This window comes from Fulvivirga marina (assembly GCF_016775155.1).
GTDB classification, from domain to species: domain Bacteria; phylum Bacteroidota; class Bacteroidia; order Cytophagales; family Cyclobacteriaceae; genus Fulvivirga; species Fulvivirga marina.
The window spans coordinates 140425-158957 of sequence record NZ_JAEUGD010000023.1 but is presented as its reverse complement, the minus strand read 5'-3'; the positions used below and the strand labels follow the sequence as shown (position 1 = coordinate 158957).

The following is an 18533-nucleotide window of genomic DNA, read 5'->3' as shown; positions in this document are numbered from 1 at the left end:
TAGCAGAAAGAAGTATTGAAAACATACCTGGATATAGATAAATGGGACCGAAAGGATCACTTTTCCTTTTTTAAGGGCTTTAACGAGCCCTTTTTTGGCGTTACGGTTGAGGCTGATTGTACAATAGCCTATGCCGAAGCTAAAAAAAGAAAGGTTTCATTCTTTTTATACTATTTGCATAAGTCATTAGCCGCTGCAAATCAGATAGAAGCCTTCAAGTACAGAATAGAGGGTGAAAAAGTTGCTGTATACGAAACTGTTAATGCATCCCCAACTGTGCCAAGGTCCAATGGGACCTTTGGTTTTTCTTATATGGAATACCAACCTGCCTTCAATGACTTCTATCCTGCTGCTCTCAAAGAAATGGATCGCGTAAGCAGTGACAGCAAGCTAGTTCCTGCTACAAGTAATGAAAACGTTATTCACTACTCTGCACTACCGTGGATCAAATTTACCTCTTTATCTCATGCGCGGCATTACGACATGTCTGATTCTATTCCAAAAATCAGTTTCGGAAAAATGTATCAAAAGGATACTATAAAATTAATGCCGGTTTCTATCCATGTTAATCATGCACTTTTGGATGGCTATCATGTAGGGCTGTATATAGATTTGTTTCAGAATCTGATGAACGAAACACTATGAGGTACTTTTTTGAAGTAGCATATAATGGTACTAACTATCATGGCTGGCAGATACAACAAAATGCAACCACTATTCAGCAGTTGATAGAGGAAGCCCTTAGTGTAATACTAAGAACAAAAATACCTATAATGGGTAGCGGTCGAACGGATACTGGTGTACATTGTTCTCAACAATATTTTCATGCAGATCTGCCCGAAAATGCAGCTATTAGTAATTTACGGTACAAGCTTAACAGTTTTCTGCCTCCCGATATCAGCATCAATTCTATCTGTAAGGTTACTGATGATGCTCATGCTAGGTTTACAGCACTTTCACGAAGCTACGAGTATAGAATCACCCAATGCAAAGATCCCTTTCTTCAAAATATGAGTTATTTCTATCCAAAATCCCTGGATATCACAACTATGAATGAAGCGGCTTCGTTATTAGTCGGGAAGCAGGATTTTGAATCTTTTAGCAAAGTTAAGACTGATGTTAATAACTTTGTGTGTGATATAACTGAAGCTCAGTGGGTTGAAAAGGGGGATCTTTTAATATTCCATATCACAGCAAACAGGTTTCTGCGTGGTATGGTGCGGGCTATAGTAGGCACCCTATTAATGGTAGGAAAAGGAAAACTTCGTAAAGAAGATTTTAAAAAAATCATAGAAAGTAAAGACCGAAAAGAAGCTGGAGCCGCAGCTCCGGCAGCAGGTTTATTTTTGACAGCAGTAAAATATCCCCGGGAGATTTTTCCCTGACAAGTAATTTGGAAAAAGAAAAAATTAACAGCGGCAATATTGTAGACATGCAGGTGCTGAAGAGGCTTATGAAGTTCATAAGTCCTTACAAAGGCAAGTTCTATTTTCTTATATTTCTTACGGTAGCCCTAGGTATACTAGCACCTGCCAGGCCACTTCTTATACAGATAACCTTGGATTATTTTGTGGCCTTGGGTGATTATCATGGTATGCTTATGATGATAGCAATCTTAACAGGCCTACTAATTCTGCAAGCTATCGTCCAATATCTTCACACTTACTTATCTGGTTGGCTTGGACAATATGTAATCCGCGACATCCGTATTCAACTTTATAAGCACCTGGTTAATCTAAGGCTTAAATTTTTTGACAATACTCCCATCGGTCGTCTTGTTACAAGAACAATCTCAGATGTAGAAACTCTTGCAGACGTATTCAGTCAAGGCTTGGCGGCCATGATGGGTGACCTTCTCCAGCTACTATTCATACTTGCAGTAATGTTTTACAGCGATTGGAGGCTTGCCCTTATAAGCTTGTCAACTTTACCTATTCTATTGTTAAGTACTTACATTTTCAAAGAAAAAATTAAGGTCGCTTTCAATGAAGTAAGAAACGCGGTTTCAAACCTAAATTCATTTGTGCAAGAGCACATTACTGGAATGAGCGTAGTCCAGATCTTTGGTAGCGAGCACCGGGAATACGAGAAGTTTAAGGAAATCAATCAGGGGCATAAAAAGGCCAACCTTAAGTCAGTGCTATACTATTCAGTTTATTTTCCTGTAGCCGAGATCATAAGTGCTGCTGGGATAGGCCTGTTAGTATGGTATGGTGCTAAGGGAGTACTGCATGAGACTGTAACAGGAATAACCATGGGAAAGCTCATCGCTTTCATCATGTACATTCAAATGTTCTTTCGCCCTATTAGAATGATCGCAGACCGCTTCAACACTTTACAGTTAGGAATAGTAAGTTCTTCAAGAATATTGAAGCTTCTGGATAATGACGAGCATATTCCAAACAATGGCAGCCACACACCTGATCATATTGATGGCTCCGTTGAGTTTGACAAAGTCTGGTTTGCCTATAACGAAGGCGATCATGTGTTAAAAAACATCTCCTTTACAGTAAAGCCTGGCGAAACATTGGCCCTGGTTGGGGCCACAGGAGCAGGAAAATCATCCATTATTAACCTGCTCAACCGCTTTTATGATATCAATCGTGGAACAATAAAAGTTGATGGAGAGAGCATAAGCAATTATGAACTAGGCTCACTAAGATCAAAAATTGGCGTTGTACTTCAAGATGTTTTTCTTTTTAGTGATACTATTCTCAAGAACATCACACTGGATAATGAAAATATAAGCCAAGATCAGGTTCTTCATGCTGCTGACCTTGTTGGCGCTAGAAAGTTTATTGAGCGTCTTCCTGGAGGACTGGACTATAATGTGATGGAAAGAGGTTCCACCCTTTCCGTCGGACAACGACAGCTTATATCGTTTGTAAGAGCCATGGTATACAATCCAAAAATATTGGTGCTTGATGAAGCAACCTCATCTGTGGACACGGAAACAGAAGAGCTTATACAACAGGCGATTGATAAAATGATGAAGGGCAGAACATCAATTGTCATTGCCCATCGGCTATCCACCATTCAAAAGGCTGACAAAATTATCGTGCTTGATAAGGGTGAAATTAAAGAGATCGGAAACCACGAGGAGTTGCTTTCTAAAAATGGCTACTACACTCAACTCCATAAAATGCAGTACAAAGAAATTATTTAACTATTTTGCAGGAACATATGCATCTTCGCGTACATTTTTAAAACATATACATCAGATTAAGAGCTCCTTACTATGCAAATATTGGTTTGTTTGGCAATGGTAGCGATGTATAATTTTTTTAGGTTAATATTTAATTAGTCTATATTTACGGTCAATGCCCTTTGCACTTTTCAGGTATATTATCTTTTTTCTTTTTTGCATTTTTATTGCGGGGCATAGCCATGCTCAAAAAAGAAACAAAAGCAAATCCTTCTACAAAGGCAGATACAAATCTGTTAAAGTTTCAAAAGCAAAGGCCAAAGTGGTATGCCCAATATTTGAGCATAGTAAATATCCATACCAGGGTATTGGCGTTAAACTGGGAGATCCGTTTGCTGTTACCTACAAATTTTATGCTACCAAAAATTTTGCTGTTGCCATAGATTTTGGCTCTGCTGCTAGCGGACTTTATAATAAATATCACCGAGACAATTTTATCAATTATTCAGCAACTGATTCCGTACTTGGTAGTGAATCCATAAGTTATTTAGGGCATAAAGTTAAATCAGAATGGGTATCAGAAGGTAAACTACTTTATCATCATGATGCTTCAAAACTGCTAAGTGGCCTCCAGTGGTATATAGGTGCTGGCTGGCAGCTACGACAGCTCAATATAGAGTATGAGTATTTTTTAGAAATCAATAGCAATGAAAATGAACTCGGCAAGTTTGACGTTAATAGGTTTACAATGGGTCCAACAGGTGCCCTTGGTCTTGAATACGCTTATTTCGAACTGCCCGTTTCTGCTTTCCTCGAAATAGAAATGTTCTCGGACATGGTAGAAGATCCGGGATGGATAAGGTTTCAAGGCGGAGTTGGTATCCGCTATGTTTTTTAGAATTTAGAACGTTACGTATCACTTAACGTCTTCCTCACCTTATAGAACAGATGTGCTTTGCATAATACCTTCCTTTCGAATGTTGACTATTGAAGTTTAGGCGAACGGCTACGACTCTCAAAGGTCGCATACACCTAGCACTCAAGCTCCCATACAAAAACAAATGTAAACCTTAACCGGAGGGCATTTTGAGAGTGGAATATAAGATTTAAAAGACTATCCGGGTGATTCTGCCAAGTAAGCCTTCTATGAGAAATAATTGATAAACCGTTTAGATTTTGTTTCTTTGCCGCGTCAGGTGTAGGATACGTCTCATAATTTGCTATAATATGTTAAAAAGGATTTTGATCGGGCTAACTGCATTGCTTTCAATTGTAGCCTTCATATTTTATTACAAGCTGGGCGGAAATCAACCGTTGGAATACAAGCTGGAGACTAGTCCAGAATTTTATATAGTTGGAAAATACTTCGAGGGGAGATACAATGACCCTGAAGCGGAACAGCTCTTTTTCGATGCAAAATCAAGAGCCGAGAGAGATGGAAACGCTAATCTCACCATTATAAATTACCCCTCAAAAGAGAATGGTAAGATTATCAAACAATTCATCGGTGCAGGCAGGCCCCAAAAGCCTGATACTATCATAAAAAATATAGAGGTAAAGCGAATCCCGAGACAGCAAATAATATTTGCATTAATCAACTCACACAACTTTGTAATGCCATCACCTGAAGATGTAAAAAAAGGAGCTTTGAAGTTTGCACTGGAAAAAGGAGTAGAAATTGACACTATAACGTGGGAGACTTACACCTCAGACCGAGAGCTTATAGTTAGTTTTCCTCTAAAAAAGTAAAACCATGAGTATCTCCTGCTTCAGAAGCGAAAACCTCATATTTCCATTTAGTGCCAGCTTTACACTAAGCAGGCAGGAAATCACAAAAAACTACTCAAGAACATTGTTTAAGCACTTCTTGTCTTGATACCAAAGATTCAATGCGAGATGCTTTTTTGAAGCCAAAACCACAACATTTCCTCCAATAGTATATAATAAAGGATACCTGTTTACTCACAACAAATTCAGTCTGAGAGAGAATCGTTAATGGTTAATGTTTCTTCATTCCCAAAAGGAATCAACTTCGTGAGCCTGCAGGGAAACTCCCAGTACACCACAAAGATGTTAATAGTTAAATAGTAAGATATAAATTTCCTAATGTGAAGAAATCCGACATTGTGTCTGGTCTTTTTTATGTAAACTATTCCTCAAGTGTCTCTTCAGTGAGCGTTTGTTTTTCAAACAACTCTTTATACATACCATTGATTTTCATGAGTTCATCATGTGTTCCCTCCTCAAGCACATAACCATCATCCAGCACTATAATTTTGTCTGCAAGTTTGGCAGAAGATACACGGTGCGAGATAATCAGCGAAGTCCTCCCTTTCATGATACGTTTCATACTATTCAAGATAGTGTTTTCAGTCTTTGTATCTACGGCAGAAAGAGCATCATCCAGCATTAATATCTTAGGGTCCCGAGATATCGCTCTGGCAATTGAAACCCTTTGCTTCTGACCCCCACTCAATGTAATGCCACGCTCCCCAACACGGGTATTAAAACCATCGGGGAATTCTATAATATTATTGTAAACATCGGCTTCACGAGCTGCATCAAGAATTCTCTCCTCTGTAGCGTCAGTGGCGCCAAAGGCAATATTGTTATAAATGGTATCACTAAAAAGAAATACATCCTGAGGCACGTAACCAATTTGACTCCTCAAGCTTATCAGATTATACTTTTCAACCTCACGCCCATCTATTCTTATTTGCCCGCTGGAGGTATCATACATTCTCGAAATAAGGTTGGCAATGGTGCTTTTTCCAGAACCAGTGGTTCCTATAATCGCCAATGACTGACCTGGCTGTACTTTGAAGGAAACGTCCTTTAGAGCCTGGATACCTGAATCAGGATATACAAAGTCGACATGATCAAATTCGATTTCGCCTCTAAGCTCCTCTACCAGGTTTTCTGTACTAACAATGTCATTTTCTACTTTCAAAAACTCGTTTAGTCTTTTCTGCGAAGCAGCAGCACGCTGAATAATACTGCTTATCCACCCAAGAGAGGTTACTGGCCATGTTAGAAGATTCACGTAAATGATAAATTCAGCAATATTACCAAAAGTCAAAGTACCTTTTATTACCTCCGCGCTACCAGCATATACGGTTAATATGGTGCTAAGACCAATGAGCCCGAGAATCAAGGGGAAAAATAAAGACTGCACCTTCGTCAATTTAAGAGACCGGTCCCTATATTCATTACTCTCACTGCTAAACTTCCCAATAGAATCATTTTCCCTGGTGAAAGACTTCAGAACCCGAATACCGGAAAACGCCTCTTGTACAAAGGTGGATAATGATGACTGACTCTCCTGTATCTCTTCTGACCTCTTGTTGATTATATTGTTAACATAATATATACTCACTGATAGAACCGGAAGAGGAACTAGGGCATATAACGTTAGTGTAAGGTTGATAGAAAGCATATAAGGTATCAGCATGGAAAAAAGGGTGATCATGCTGAGTCCATACATTATTGAGGGGCCAAGATACATACGCACCTTGCTTACATCTTCAGAGATTCTGTTCATCAGATCTCCGGTATTATTTCTTCTGTAGAAACTTAAAGGCAACGATTGGTAATGCGCATAAATTTCGTTTTTCAAATCAAACTCTATCAGCCTTGACATTACTATAATGGTCTGACGCACCATAAAAAGGAATACACCACGAAGCAGGGCCATAACAAGGATCAGAACCGCATAGATTAAAATGCTTCCTGCAAAAATGTCATAAATGTTATTTTGTAAATCAACGCCTTCGAAGGCCCGGTACACACTGATGTTCTCACTCACAAGGTTCATCGCATACCGCACCATCGGTGCAGGAACAATTTGAAAGATGTTCGAAATGATGATAAATATCGTGCCGAGAACAAGGTGATATTTATATTTCCAGAGATATTTGTTGAGATAGCTAAGTTCCTTCATTCAGCGAGAGTCCTGTCAAGATAAAATGCTCCGTTAAAGTCCATTAACCAAATTTTATATGGGTTAATCTCTAAAACGGCCGGAGACGTTTCAGGTTTTTCGCAAACGTTACCGGAATTGAAAAAATAACAAAAAAGCCTTAATTTTGACCGACCTTTTTTCTAGAGCATTCCTCTTTTATCAAGGTTCAAAACTACAATAAACTAATTATTTAACATTATTATATGATGGAAATAAATGAAGTGGAAAGAGTAGGTGAAGATACTGTCTTTGGCGGTCTCGCTAAACTCAATCATGAGCAGGTTGTCTTCTGCCATGATCAAGCTACGGGCCTAAAGGCAATCATAGGAATCCATAACACAGTTTTGGGTCCTGCTCTTGGAGGCACAAGAATGTGGAACTATGCTTCAGAAAAAGAAGCACTGACAGACGTACTTCGACTGTCAAGAGGAATGACCTACAAAGCGGCCATTACAGGTCTCAACCTAGGTGGTGGGAAAGCCGTAATTATTGGCGATGCAACCACTATGAAAACCGAAGCGTTTCTCAGAAGATTTGGCAAGTTTGTAGAAAGCTTGAATGGTAAATACATCACTGCTGAAGATGTTAACATGAAAACCCGTGATATGGAGTACATTGGCATGGAAACTTCCCATGTAACTGGACTACCAGAAAGCATGGGGGGCGGTGGAGACCCATCTCCAGTAACCGCTTACGGAACTTATCTCGGCATGAAAGCTACCACTAAAAAAGTATTTGGTAGCGACAGTCTCACAGGAAAAAAAATTGGTGTTCAGGGAGTTGGCCAGGTTGGTATGTATCTGGTCGAATATCTGACGAAAGAAAATGCAGAGGTATACATAACTGATATCAATCAGGATAAGCTTAAGCAAGTGTCATCCGAGTATGGTGCTAAGGTGGTTGGCATGGACGAAATCTATGACATAGATATGGATATTTATTCTCCATGTGCTCTGGGAGCCACTTTGAATGATAACACTATTGGCAGGTTGAAATGCCAGGTAGTAGCCGGTGCCGCCAATAACCAGCTTGAAGACGAGCATAAACATGGCTACATGCTAATAGATAAAGGTATAACCTATGCTCCGGACTTTCTAATTAATGCTGGGGGTCTAATCAATGTATACGAAGAGCACCTGGGGTCATATAACCGTGACAGGGCTTACAACACAGCTGAAAAAATATATGACACCTGTCTTAATATTTTAAATGTTGCACAAAATAAAGGTATCTCTTCACAAGAGGCTGCAATAGAGTTAGCAGAAAAACGAATTGCAGATATAGGTAGAGTTAAATTACCACGATAAATAAATATTTAACTAATTTTGCAAGGCTGTTTCAGAAGTTAAAATAACTGGCTTTTGAAACAGCCTCATTTTTTTATTTTTTAGAAAGTCAGTTCTTTCAATTATTGTAAATGCTTAATAGACGAACATTAAGAATTAAAGGGATGCAGACCATATTTGCTTTTCAGCAAAGCAAAGGGGCTAACTATGGTCTGGCACAGGAATTTATCAAGGAAAGTTTTGCTCCTGACCTCAACTCAATGGAGGTGCAGGACAAAGAATTACTTAACAAGCAAAAGCAAGAGGCTCTACAGATTTTTGAAGAAAATTATAAATCACAAAACTTTACCAGCTCCAAAGGCTCCGTTAATAAAGTTAACGAGGTAGTGAATGAAGCTATTCGTGATTATTATCAACAAATTGATAAGGATTTCAAGTTCTTTAAAAAAAATATGGTGATCGAAGCCGAAAAAGTACTAGATCGCTATATATCTATCTTGAACCTGCTTATTGAATTGGGCAATCTGGCTGAAAGCGACGCAAAGCAAGATCACAGCAACTTTGTTAAAAATTTGTTAATAAAAGCATTAAAATTTAACAAGTCTCTGGAAAATATTAGCTTGAGGAGAAATATCAGTTGGGATAGTTTTGAAGGGGAGGTCAGGCAATGGTTCAAGGAATTAATCAAGACAGATGAAGCTTATATCAGTTACAGAAAACTGGATAACCCTTCATTTGAACAAGACAAAGATATTGTCAATCACATTGTAAAAAACATTCTTTTTAAGAATGACCTGATTGACAAATTCATGGAAGAAAAAGACCTCAACTGGAATGAGGACAGACCAATAATTAAAAGTCTGACTACCAAAACTATAAAATCAATCACTGAAGACTTCGGTGACGATTTTGAATTACAAGAGTTGTCCTATAACTGGGAAGATGATAAGGCGTTCTTTATAAGGCTGTTTGAAGATACCATAAAGGTGGAAGGGGAATACGAGGATTTAATTGCCAAAAAGACAAAAAACTGGGACATTGAACGCATTGCCACTACGGATAAAATCATATTGGAAATGGCAATTTGTGAAATGATTAATTTCCCTAGCATCCCTGTAAAAGTGACAATTAATGAATATATTGAGGTCGCAAAAAGGTACAGTACTCCGAAGAGTAAAACCTTTATAAATGGAGTGCTTGATGTGATAGCTTCTGAGCTTACTGACTCTGGTGCTATTCGAAAAAGCGGACGTGGATTAATCGACAACAAATAAAATGCATTAATTATGAGCAGTAAATCAGGAAATTCTTTTTTTGCTTTTTTATTGGGAGCGGCAACAGGCGCAGCATTAGGTGTTTTGTATGCCCCTGATAAAGGATCAAATACCAGAGACAAATTAACCTATAGGCTAGATAAGTATAAGCAAATGCTTGAAGAACTGGTAGAAGATCTAATGTCAGAGAAAAACTCAAACCTTAGCGAAGCCAAAAGTCATGGACAGCGAGTAGTGAACGATGCCAAAGAAAAAGCCGAAAGACTGCTGGAAGATGTAGATCAATTGATCTCACATATTAAAAGCGGGGAAAAAAACGAAAAAGGATAATCGAACGATTTTTATAAATTTTTGTTTTACCAATTGTTATAATAATAAGAGCAAAGCTCAATTTAAATTAGTTAATTAATATGAACAAAGGAATCAAGTTATCATTGTTAGTGGCTGTTTTCGCAATGGTTTTTGCCGCGTGCGGAAACAACAAAGAGGCTGAGAAGAAAATAGCCGAATTGGAAAACAGGTTGGCAGAAGTAGAGGGAAATAAAACACCAACTACTCCCGAAGCTACCAAACCAGAGGAAAAACCAGAAGGTCCTCTTCCTGAATTTAAGTTTGAAGAAGATTTCCATGATTTCGGTACTATAAATGAAGGTGATGTTGTAAAGCACACTTTTAAATTCACAAATACCGGAGAAGCCCCATTGATCATTCAAAATGCACAGGGTTCTTGTGGTTGTACAGTACCTACATGGCCTAAAGAGCCAATTCCAGTCGGAGGAACCGGCGAAGTCGTTGCTGAGTTTAATAGTAAAGGCAAGCCAAACGTTCAAAACAAAACCGTTACAATTACAGCTAACACATGGCCAAAGCAAACAAGGCTAAGAATTAAAGCTGAGGTAACCCCTGCAGCTGGAGGAGAAACTCCTACAGAAGGTCCGGTGAAAAAATAAGCCAGATTAAAGAACTTAAACTTTTCATCCCAGCCCCTGCAAAGGAGTTGGGATGTTTTTTTTATTAGCGTATTTTAGCAAAAATTTTAACGACTTAACACGATTATGATCAAGACTATATTATTGCAGGCTGGAGATGGCGGAGGCTTATCCTCACTTATTTTATTTGGGGGTGTCGCTCTCGTTTTCTACTTTTTTATGATCAGGCCGCAACAGAAGAAGCAAAAAGAGCAAAAGAAATTTATTGAAGAGATCAAAAGAGGTGATCAGGTCGTTACCATTGGTGGTATCCATGGCAAAGTAATGAGCACGGATGAAACAACTGTTGTTCTTGAGGTAGACAAGGGTGTAAAAATGACTTTCCAAAAAAGTTCAATATCCCTGGACGCCACTAAACCAGCTCCGGCTAAGGATCAAAAAAAAGTTGAGTAAACTACATGACATATTGAAACCCTTAAGACCCGATAAGACGAACCGTCTTCGGGTCATCATTTTATGTGTGTTTGCCGCCACTACTTTCTGGTTTTTAAATGCACTGAATGAAAATTATTCCACTACATTAAAATACCCCTTGCACTTTGTCTATGACAAAGAAAAATATATTGCAGTGGATGACCTGCCTGAAAATATTCAGGTAAACGTCAGCGGATTAGGCTGGAATTTATTTCGAAATAGCCTGGGCATTAAGGTCACTCCTTTGAGAATAGTATTGGAATCACCTCCTGAACTCAAAAAAATTACCGGAGGAACTCTTCCCGCATTAATATCAGATCAAATCAGTGAGGTAGAGCTAAACTATGTGCTTACCGATACGCTACATATCAACATCGACAGAAAAGCAAGCAGAAAATTTCCCATAAAAATCGACAGTGCTGGAATTTCTCTCTCTTCTGGGTACAGGCTTATAAGTTCCATTAGATTCAACCCTGACTCTGTTACCCTGGAAGGGCCAGAGGGTATACTCACCGGAATGCCAGACACACTTCTAGTAAGTATACCACAAAAAGAGGTTGATGAAAATTTTAAAGAAGACGTTCCTGTCAACACACCTAATAACAACTTAATTAAACGAAATCCACCTACCCTGAACATTGCATTTGGTGTAGAGGAGTTTACAGAAGTATCTGAAAGTACGCCTTTAAAAACAATGGGCTTTCCTGAAAATGGAAAAGCATATATAGAAAAAAATACGATTAGTGTCCATTTCTTTGTTAGCCAATCAAAAAGAGACCTCGTGAAACCTGACGACTTTGAAGTGATAGCTGACTATAAAGACATGGACATGACAGATTCTACCCTTACTCCAAAACTTGCCAAACATCCGGGATTTATTCAAGAAGTTTCATTAGACACAGCTAAAATCAAAGTTCACTTCAATGAAAAATAAACCTCTTGAAATAGGGGTAACCGGAGGTATAGGGTCCGGGAAGAGCCTTGTTTGCAAAATTTTTTCCCTGCTAGGTATCCCTATTTACAATGCGGACAACAGGGCAAAATGGCTCACCTCCTTTAATGATGAGGTTAGAAGAAAAATAATAAAAAAATTTGGAGCCTCAGCATATACAGATAAAGGCCTAGACAGAGATTATATAGCTGGCAAGGTGTTCAGCGACCCTAACCAATTGAAAGCTCTTAATGGTATAATACACCCCGCTGTTGGCAAGGATTATGATCAATGGGTGGCAGATCATAATTTTTATACATATGTCATAAAAGAAGCTGCTTTGATCTTTGAAGCAGGCTCTTATAAAAGATTGCATAAAGTAATAAACGTATCAGCACCGGAAGAACTTCGGGTCAAACGTGTATTGCAACGAGACCCTTTTCGAAATGAGAAAGAAATAGAGTCTATTATTGCAAAACAAATGACCGAAACTGAAAGGCAACAACGTGCTAATTATATCATTTTCAATGACGGACAACATATGTTGATCCCTCAGATACTGCAATTACATGAAGTGATTTCACACTTTAGGTAATGGCTCTATCCACACTGGTCAGAATAAAACATCCCGAAACTGTTGGGCTTAACCTAAAAAATAAGGCTGTATTTTTCAATACAGCCAAATGCCATGTTAATGTGTAAGTCTAAAGTATGAGACTATACTTTATAGCTCATACTTCTTTACTTCACCGTTGACCTTTACTTCTATTGTAGTATTTTCACTCATACTTTTAAAATTGTAAAGCTTGCAAAAAACCCTTTCAAAAGATTCTTCGGAGCTATACACCACATTTTGATCCTCATCCAAAATTCTTATTGCGGCTTTTGCTCCTCCTGAATTGATTATCGTAAGCTTATAAACACCTTCCTTTTCAGCTATGGGGGATAGCCTCACGATATTCAAGTCTACAGTAGGCTCTATGCTTAGAACAACTGACCCATGATAAATGGTCTTTTTACTTACAGTATTTCCTTCAATTACTTCTAAAGTATACACACCATCGGGCAGTTGGCTGAAATTGTAGGGCCTTACAAATGCACTGACTTTTTTAATGGTTTCAGTAAACACCAACCTGTTTTCAGCATTTCTGATATTGATGGTGGTTTTGTCATCACTATTACCCATGAACAATACACGGTAGATGTTGCTCTCTTCAGTACTTACTTCTACTTTTGGAGCCGCTTTGCTATTTCCTTTTTCACCATCCGTGGCATGTGCAGCTAAGCTTAATACTGTAAAAAGCATAGCTAAAATTGCATTTCTTGTTTTCATGTTTGTTTTAATTTTGAGTTTAATTTTTTACTGACATTGCAAATGTCGACACGAAAAGTGGATTAAGTGTTTATGAGAGCTTCAAGGCATTCTTAAGTATTCGTTACCAGAAAGCCTCTTTTTGGACTGGTTGTTATGCCTGTTTTACTTCAGTCCCCCTTAACTAGTAAATCGGCAGGACTTAAAATTTTGCAAGTAAGCAAAAGGTCGAAAAGCTGATATTTTACTTTATAAAAACACCAAATTTTAAGTGGATGGCACTTATAATACCAAAGAATAGTTTGTGGTAATAATGGCTTAACATTGGACTATACTCAATGCCTTACATACCTTAGGACTTAACGTATGCATCTTTCTTTTTGGCTATAAAAAAAACCTTTTTGATCCACCTGGGCAAAATAAGTGCACCTATTATCAAATAAGGATAGTACGTAACGAGCCTCCAGAACAGGGTAACCCCCAGTGTAAACTCATTAAGGTATACCGTAAAGAATTCAATAAAAAAGTTCTCTGCCAAACCCGAGCCTCCTGGGGTAGGCGATATCAGCATCACTACCCAAAGTATCAAGTGTTTACCTAGCAGTAAAAGGTGATCTGTCAAAACAAGATCATTAGCATAAGCGGCTATCAAACAATTAAGAATAGTATAACGAGCCACCCAAGCCGCAATGGTAGCTAATATTATTTTTCCCCAGTATCTCTTTTTCTTATCCTTTATTAATGAAGAAGCCCACATCACTTCATTTCCGTGCTGGTAAGCAGCATACCTCCACTTTCTTAAGAATTTAATAGATGTAATCTTGATAAGTACCCACTTAAATAACCGCGGCCTAAAAAATAAGGCAAAGATCATAACGAAAGTATAGATTGCAATAAGTGAGTAACTTGAAATGAATAAGCCTTTCAACGTACCTTCAAAATCTGGAAAATGATTGGGGTCAATAAGTAGGAGAGCTATAGGAGCAAAAACCACAAAGAAAAGGTTATCCAATATAGCTGTCAGCATAGTATATGCGATTGATTTTCCTAGGTTAATCCCTTCCTTAAGCAAAATAAAAACGGCTACTGCCGTTCCTCCCACAACTGAAGGAGTAACAGCTGAAGCAAACTCCCAAAGCAAGATTACATAAACACTACTAGACCAACTCAAATCCTCGTTTGTCAGTGTCCGGATACGGTAGATATATGCGAGTTCCTTAATAGCAAGAACAACAAAGGCCAGGACTATCGGAAAAAGATCTGCTTGAAAAACAAGATTGATTTTTTGAGGAGTAAAGCTATCATCAGAGATAACTAAAAATGCAACAAACCCGACACTGATGGCCACTGGCAACCAGATCTTGTTAGGATTCAGCGTCTTCAGTATTTTTTGTGTATCCAGGTTCATCTACTCGGCTGCCACTTGCTCCAGTTTTTCGATCCAGAAGTTATTGAACCCCTCCCCAAGGTGCATGGTGATAAGGTTCATCTGAAGCAGTTCAAGTATTGCCAGAAAGTTAAATATTACGGCTATCTTATTTGGGTCGTGAGCAATTATTTTTTCAAAAGGAAGTCTAGGAGTTTCAATAAGCGCATTCATTACATAGTCTCGCTGCCCGGAAATTGTGTATGGGTATTGCACTACTTCATGCTTTGGCTTGTTTTTTTCTACTTCATAACGCTCCATCACTTTGAGGTAAACCTTTAAGAGCTTGTAAAGGTCCATATCCTGAAGTTCAGATTCCACATTAACTGTTTCAGAAAGTGATTTTACCTCCTTCATCAGGTTACCCCGTTTTTCTTTATCGATTTCAGCCTCCTCCATTTGCTGGAGCTGCTCTAGCACTGACTTGTATTTTTTATACTCAAGTAAGTGCCTTACAAGCTCCTCCCTAGGGTCTATCTCATTCCCCTCTTCATCGAGTTGAGGTCTGGGCAATAGCATCTTGGATTTGATGCGCATAAGTGTAGCCGCTACAAGAATGAATTCACTGGCCACTTCAATATTCATTTCTTCAAGCCTGTGCAGATAGTCAAGAAAATCACTGGTGATGTTTGATATGGGAATATCATGTATGTCGAGCTCGTCTCTTTCGATAAAAAAGAGCAGAAGATCAAAAGGGCCTTCAAAAAGCGGTAATTTTATTTCAAAGCTCAAAACAAATAATTGCTTTAAATTTTTCTTGCAGAACTTCAAAGATATTACTTATACCCTTAAATAATATCCGGTTGTTAAAAAAAATGTAATTTTGAACTTTATAAGAAGAAATAGCCGTTTGCAATAGGTAAATAAAACACTTAACTTAAGTTATTGTTTAACAGATACATCATCGATTTTTCTATACAATGCTGATTGAACCCGGAAAACTTTTAGCCACTGTAAACAACCCTGACGATTTAAAAAAACTAGATCAGACACAGTTGGTGCAGTTATGCGAAGAACTGCGAAATTTTATTATCGACAATGTGTCTGTATATGGAGGCCATTTTGGGGCGAGCTTGGGGGTGGTAGAGCTTACAGTAGCACTCCACTATATATTTAACACCCCAAAAGACCAGCTTGTCTGGGATGTAGGCCACCAGGCTTATGGACATAAAATACTTACTGGTAGAAGAGACATATTCCACAGCAACCGAATGTACAAAGGCATGTCGGGATTTCCTAAAATGAAGGAAAGTGAGTATGATGCCTTTGGCGTGGGGCACTCATCTACTTCCATTTCAGCAGCTTTAGGAATGGCTGTTGCATCCAAATACAAAGGTGACGAAGAAAAGCAGCACATTGCTGTTATCGGTGATGGTGCCATGACCGGAGGTCTTGCTTTTGAAGGTATGAACCACGCTGGGGTTTCTAACTCTAACCTTTTGATCATTCTCAATGACAACTGCATGTCCATTGACCCGAATGTCGGAGCATTAAAGGATTATCTCACTGATATTACCACATCACATACCTACAATAAGATGAAGGATGAGGTCTGGAATGTACTGGGTAAGATCAGCAAATTCGGGCCAAATGCCCGTGAAATTATTTCCAAAGTAGAAAATAGTATCAAATCATTTTTGCTTAGCCAAAGCAATATGTTTGAGTCTCTTAACCTAAGGTACTTTGGCCCTGTAGATGGTCATGATGTTAACCACCTGGTAAGCATACTCGATGACCTGAAAGACATTAAAGGACCAAAAATTCTTCACTGTATTACCCGTAAAGGAAAAGGGTATGGTCCCTCGGAAAATGGTAACCAAACTACGTGGCATGCACCTGGTAAATTTGATAAGCTAACAGGCGAGATACGTAAAAAAGTGCATGATACCCCTCAGCCTCCCAAGTACCAGGATGTATTTGGTCACACACTGGTAGAGCTGGCTGAAAACAATCAAAAAATAATGGGGATTACCCCCGCTATGCCCTCCGGCTCTTCGATGAACATCATGATGAAAGCTATGCCTGACCGTGCATTTGATGTTGGCATAGCAGAACAACATGCGGTTACATTTTCAGCAGGGCTCGCTACACAGGGCTTAATTCCTTTCTGTAATATTTACAGCTCTTTTATGCAAAGAGCCTACGATCAGGTAATCCATGATGTATGTATTCAGGACCTGGCCGTTAACTTTTTTCTAGACAGAGCTGGGTTTGCCGGAGCCGATGGCCCTACCCACCACGGTGCCTATGACATAGGGTACATGCGTTGCATTCCAAACATGATCGTGGCCGCTCCTATGAATGAAGCGGAGCTCAGAAACCTAATGTATACTTCCCAGCTACCCCGCAAAGGGCAGGCCTTTACTATTCGTTATCCACGCGGACAAGGTGTTATGCCTGAATGGCGAACTCCAATGGAAGAAGTAAAGATAGGTACTGGTAGAAAAATCAAAGACGGTGAAGATATTGCAATACTTACCATCGGACACATTGGAAACTACGCCGTTGAAGCTTGTGAGAAATTAGCTAAAAAAGATCTTAATCCGGCACACTATGATATGCGCTTTGTGAAACCTTTGGATGAAGAAATGCTCCATGAAGTTTTCGCTAACTATAAAAAAGTTATAACCATAGAAGACGGATGTCTAATGGGAGGTTTCGGTAGTGCAGTCTTAGAATTTATGGCAGAAAACAACTACTCCGCGCAGGTAAAAAGACTTGGTATACCTGATGCCATTATAGAGCATGGCGAACAAATAGAGCTTCAGAAAGAATGTGGGTTTGACCCTGAAGGCATAGAAAAAGCTGTAATTGCGCTTACAGAACCTGCAATGGCAAAAAGTTGATCTATGGCAATTTCTTTTTCTGAAAAAGGTAGTGGCTTCCCTGTTGTTTTAATCCATGGTTTTTGCGAAACAAGAGACATATGGGGGGCATTTCTTGATACACTCTCTGCCCATTATAGAGTAATAACCCCTGATCTTCCCGGATTCGGTGGTAGTGCGCTGCCAGCGGGTGATTTCTCTATTGACAATGTAGCAGATATAATATATGAATGGCTCCAGGAGTTGGGGGCAAAAAAAGTAATTATGATAGGCCATTCATTAGGAGGGTATATTACACTTGCTTATGCTAAAAAGTATTCTGATACACTAAGAGGTATAGGCCTTTTTCATTCAACGGCCTTTGCTGACTCTAATGAAAAGAAATCTTCCAGAAACAGGACCATAGACTTTGTAAGGGAAAGAGGTGTGGAGGTATTTGCCCATTCATTTGTGCCCCAGTTATTCTACCTAAAAAACCGAACCGCCCTTAAACCTGAAATTGAAGGGGTTGTAAATACGGCAGCTCAAACACCCGAAGCCAGTCTGATCGGTTATACCAAAGCCATGCGTGACCGAAACGACCGAACGGATGTCTTACAATCACTAAATGTACCTGTTTTGATTGTAGCAGGAGATAAAGATACTTCCGTGCCTATAGAAGCTATTTACGAACAGGAGCTTATGCCCAAAAAAGCCATAGTGCACATCTTTGACAATGTTGGGCATATGGGAATGTTTGAGAAAAAGCAACAGTCTCTAAAGGCAATTCAGGATTTTGCTGCATACTGTATTTAGCCTCCACAACCCAGGTTTTTCTTCAAATCCCTATTGGGAAGAATCCCTCTATACTCCTCCTCTTCGTCCAACTCGGTTTCTTCCACATCCTTCTGCTCTTTCTTCTTAGCTTCCTCTTTCTCCTTTAACTTTTTCTGTTTGTCACTCATATATCAAAATCTTTATCCATTTAAAG

At 39.0% G+C, this 18533-nt stretch carries 19 protein-coding genes; 14 read left to right on the top strand and 5 right to left on the bottom strand.

The window, feature by feature from the left end:
• Positions 1-15 precede the first annotated feature (15 nt).
• The 5 genes from JMN32_RS07635 to JMN32_RS07615 all read left to right on the top strand — a co-directional run bounded on the left by JMN32_RS07635 (position 16) and on the right by JMN32_RS07615 (position 4894).
• Complete coding sequence (locus JMN32_RS07635) at positions 16-645, top strand: chloramphenicol acetyltransferase (RefSeq protein WP_202855717.1); 630 nt, start codon at positions 16-18, stop codon at positions 643-645.
• Complete coding sequence (gene truA, locus JMN32_RS07630; protein ID WP_202855716.1) at positions 642-1385, top strand: tRNA pseudouridine(38-40) synthase TruA; 744 nt, start codon at positions 642-644, stop codon at positions 1383-1385. The genes JMN32_RS07635 and truA overlap by 4 nt, the downstream gene beginning before the upstream one ends.
• Before the next feature lie 47 nt (positions 1386-1432).
• Positions 1433-3166 carry an ABC transporter ATP-binding protein gene (locus tag JMN32_RS07625; protein ID WP_202855892.1) on the top strand — a complete coding sequence of 578 codons (1734 nt, stop codon included), beginning with the start codon at positions 1433-1435 and terminating at the stop codon, positions 3164-3166.
• A 154-nt stretch (positions 3167-3320) separates the two neighbouring features.
• A complete protein-coding gene (locus tag JMN32_RS07620; RefSeq protein WP_202855715.1) occupies positions 3321-4043 on the top strand; it encodes a hypothetical protein in 723 nt (240 codons plus the stop codon).
• A gap of 329 nt (positions 4044-4372) precedes the next feature.
• Entirely contained in the window at positions 4373-4894 is a 522-nt protein-coding gene (locus JMN32_RS07615) for a hypothetical protein (RefSeq protein WP_202855714.1), read from the top strand.
• A gap of 400 nt (positions 4895-5294) precedes the next feature.
• On the opposite strand, the gene JMN32_RS07610 is transcribed toward JMN32_RS07615, so the two are convergent.
• Positions 5295-7085, bottom strand: a complete 1791-nt coding sequence (locus tag JMN32_RS07610) for an ABC transporter ATP-binding protein (RefSeq protein ID WP_202855713.1) — start codon at positions 7083-7085, stop codon at positions 5295-5297.
• Positions 7086-7309: 224 nt separating this feature from the next.
• Between JMN32_RS07610 and JMN32_RS07605 the strand changes: the two genes are divergently transcribed.
• The 7 genes from JMN32_RS07605 to coaE all read left to right on the top strand — a co-directional run bounded on the left by JMN32_RS07605 (position 7310) and on the right by coaE (position 12595).
• On the top strand, positions 7310-8413 hold the full coding sequence (locus JMN32_RS07605; protein WP_202855712.1) for a Glu/Leu/Phe/Val dehydrogenase: 1104 nt from the start codon (positions 7310-7312) through the stop codon (positions 8411-8413).
• A gap of 110 nt (positions 8414-8523) precedes the next feature.
• Positions 8524-9666 (top strand): transcription antitermination factor NusB, encoded by a 1143-nt coding sequence (gene nusB / locus JMN32_RS07600; RefSeq protein ID WP_202855711.1) that lies wholly within the window; start codon positions 8524-8526, stop codon positions 9664-9666.
• 12 nt (positions 9667-9678) lie between these two features.
• Positions 9679-9996, top strand: coding sequence for a YtxH domain-containing protein (locus tag JMN32_RS07595; RefSeq protein ID WP_202855710.1), 318 nt, complete (start codon positions 9679-9681; stop codon positions 9994-9996).
• Between the two features lie 80 nt (positions 9997-10076).
• Positions 10077-10616 (top strand): DUF1573 domain-containing protein, encoded by a 540-nt coding sequence (locus JMN32_RS07590; RefSeq protein WP_238354378.1) that lies wholly within the window; start codon positions 10077-10079, stop codon positions 10614-10616.
• A gap of 105 nt (positions 10617-10721) precedes the next feature.
• A complete protein-coding gene (gene yajC / locus JMN32_RS07585; RefSeq protein ID WP_202855709.1) occupies positions 10722-11048 on the top strand; it encodes a preprotein translocase subunit YajC in 327 nt (108 codons plus the stop codon).
• Positions 11049-11061: 13 nt separating this feature from the next.
• Positions 11062-12003 (top strand): YbbR-like domain-containing protein, encoded by a 942-nt coding sequence (locus tag JMN32_RS07580; protein ID WP_202855708.1) that lies wholly within the window; start codon positions 11062-11064, stop codon positions 12001-12003.
• Positions 11993-12595 carry a dephospho-CoA kinase gene (gene coaE, locus JMN32_RS07575; RefSeq protein ID WP_202855707.1) on the top strand — a complete coding sequence of 201 codons (603 nt, stop codon included), beginning with the start codon at positions 11993-11995 and terminating at the stop codon, positions 12593-12595. The genes JMN32_RS07580 and coaE overlap by 11 nt, the downstream gene beginning before the upstream one ends.
• Positions 12596-12724: 129 nt before the next feature.
• On the opposite strand, the gene JMN32_RS07570 is transcribed toward coaE, so the two are convergent.
• The 3 genes from JMN32_RS07570 to JMN32_RS07560 all read right to left on the bottom strand — a co-directional run bounded on the left by JMN32_RS07570 (position 12725) and on the right by JMN32_RS07560 (position 15470).
• Positions 12725-13333 (bottom strand): hypothetical protein, encoded by a 609-nt coding sequence (locus JMN32_RS07570; RefSeq protein ID WP_202855706.1) that lies wholly within the window; start codon positions 13331-13333, stop codon positions 12725-12727.
• Between the two features lie 331 nt (positions 13334-13664).
• The gene (locus JMN32_RS07565) at positions 13665-14720 is read right to left on the bottom strand and encodes a lysylphosphatidylglycerol synthase transmembrane domain-containing protein (protein WP_202855705.1); all 1056 of its coding nucleotides are present in this window, start codon (positions 14718-14720) and stop codon (positions 13665-13667) included.
• Positions 14721-15470: a segregation and condensation protein A gene (locus tag JMN32_RS07560; protein ID WP_202855704.1), complete on the bottom strand. Its 750-nt coding sequence runs from the start codon at positions 15468-15470 to the stop codon at positions 14721-14723.
• A 188-nt stretch (positions 15471-15658) separates the two neighbouring features.
• On the opposite strand from JMN32_RS07560, the gene dxs reads away from it, so the two are divergent.
• Entirely contained in the window at positions 15659-17584 is a 1926-nt protein-coding gene (gene dxs / locus JMN32_RS07555; protein ID WP_202855703.1) for a 1-deoxy-D-xylulose-5-phosphate synthase, read from the top strand.
• A gap of 3 nt (positions 17585-17587) precedes the next feature.
• Positions 17588-18358 (top strand): alpha/beta fold hydrolase, encoded by a 771-nt coding sequence (locus JMN32_RS07550; protein WP_202855702.1) that lies wholly within the window; start codon positions 17588-17590, stop codon positions 18356-18358.
• Here JMN32_RS07550 and JMN32_RS07545 read toward each other — a convergent pair.
• Positions 18355-18507, bottom strand: coding sequence for a hypothetical protein (locus tag JMN32_RS07545; protein WP_202855701.1), 153 nt, complete (start codon positions 18505-18507; stop codon positions 18355-18357). The genes JMN32_RS07550 and JMN32_RS07545 overlap by 4 nt on opposite strands.
• Positions 18508-18533 lie beyond the last annotated feature (26 nt).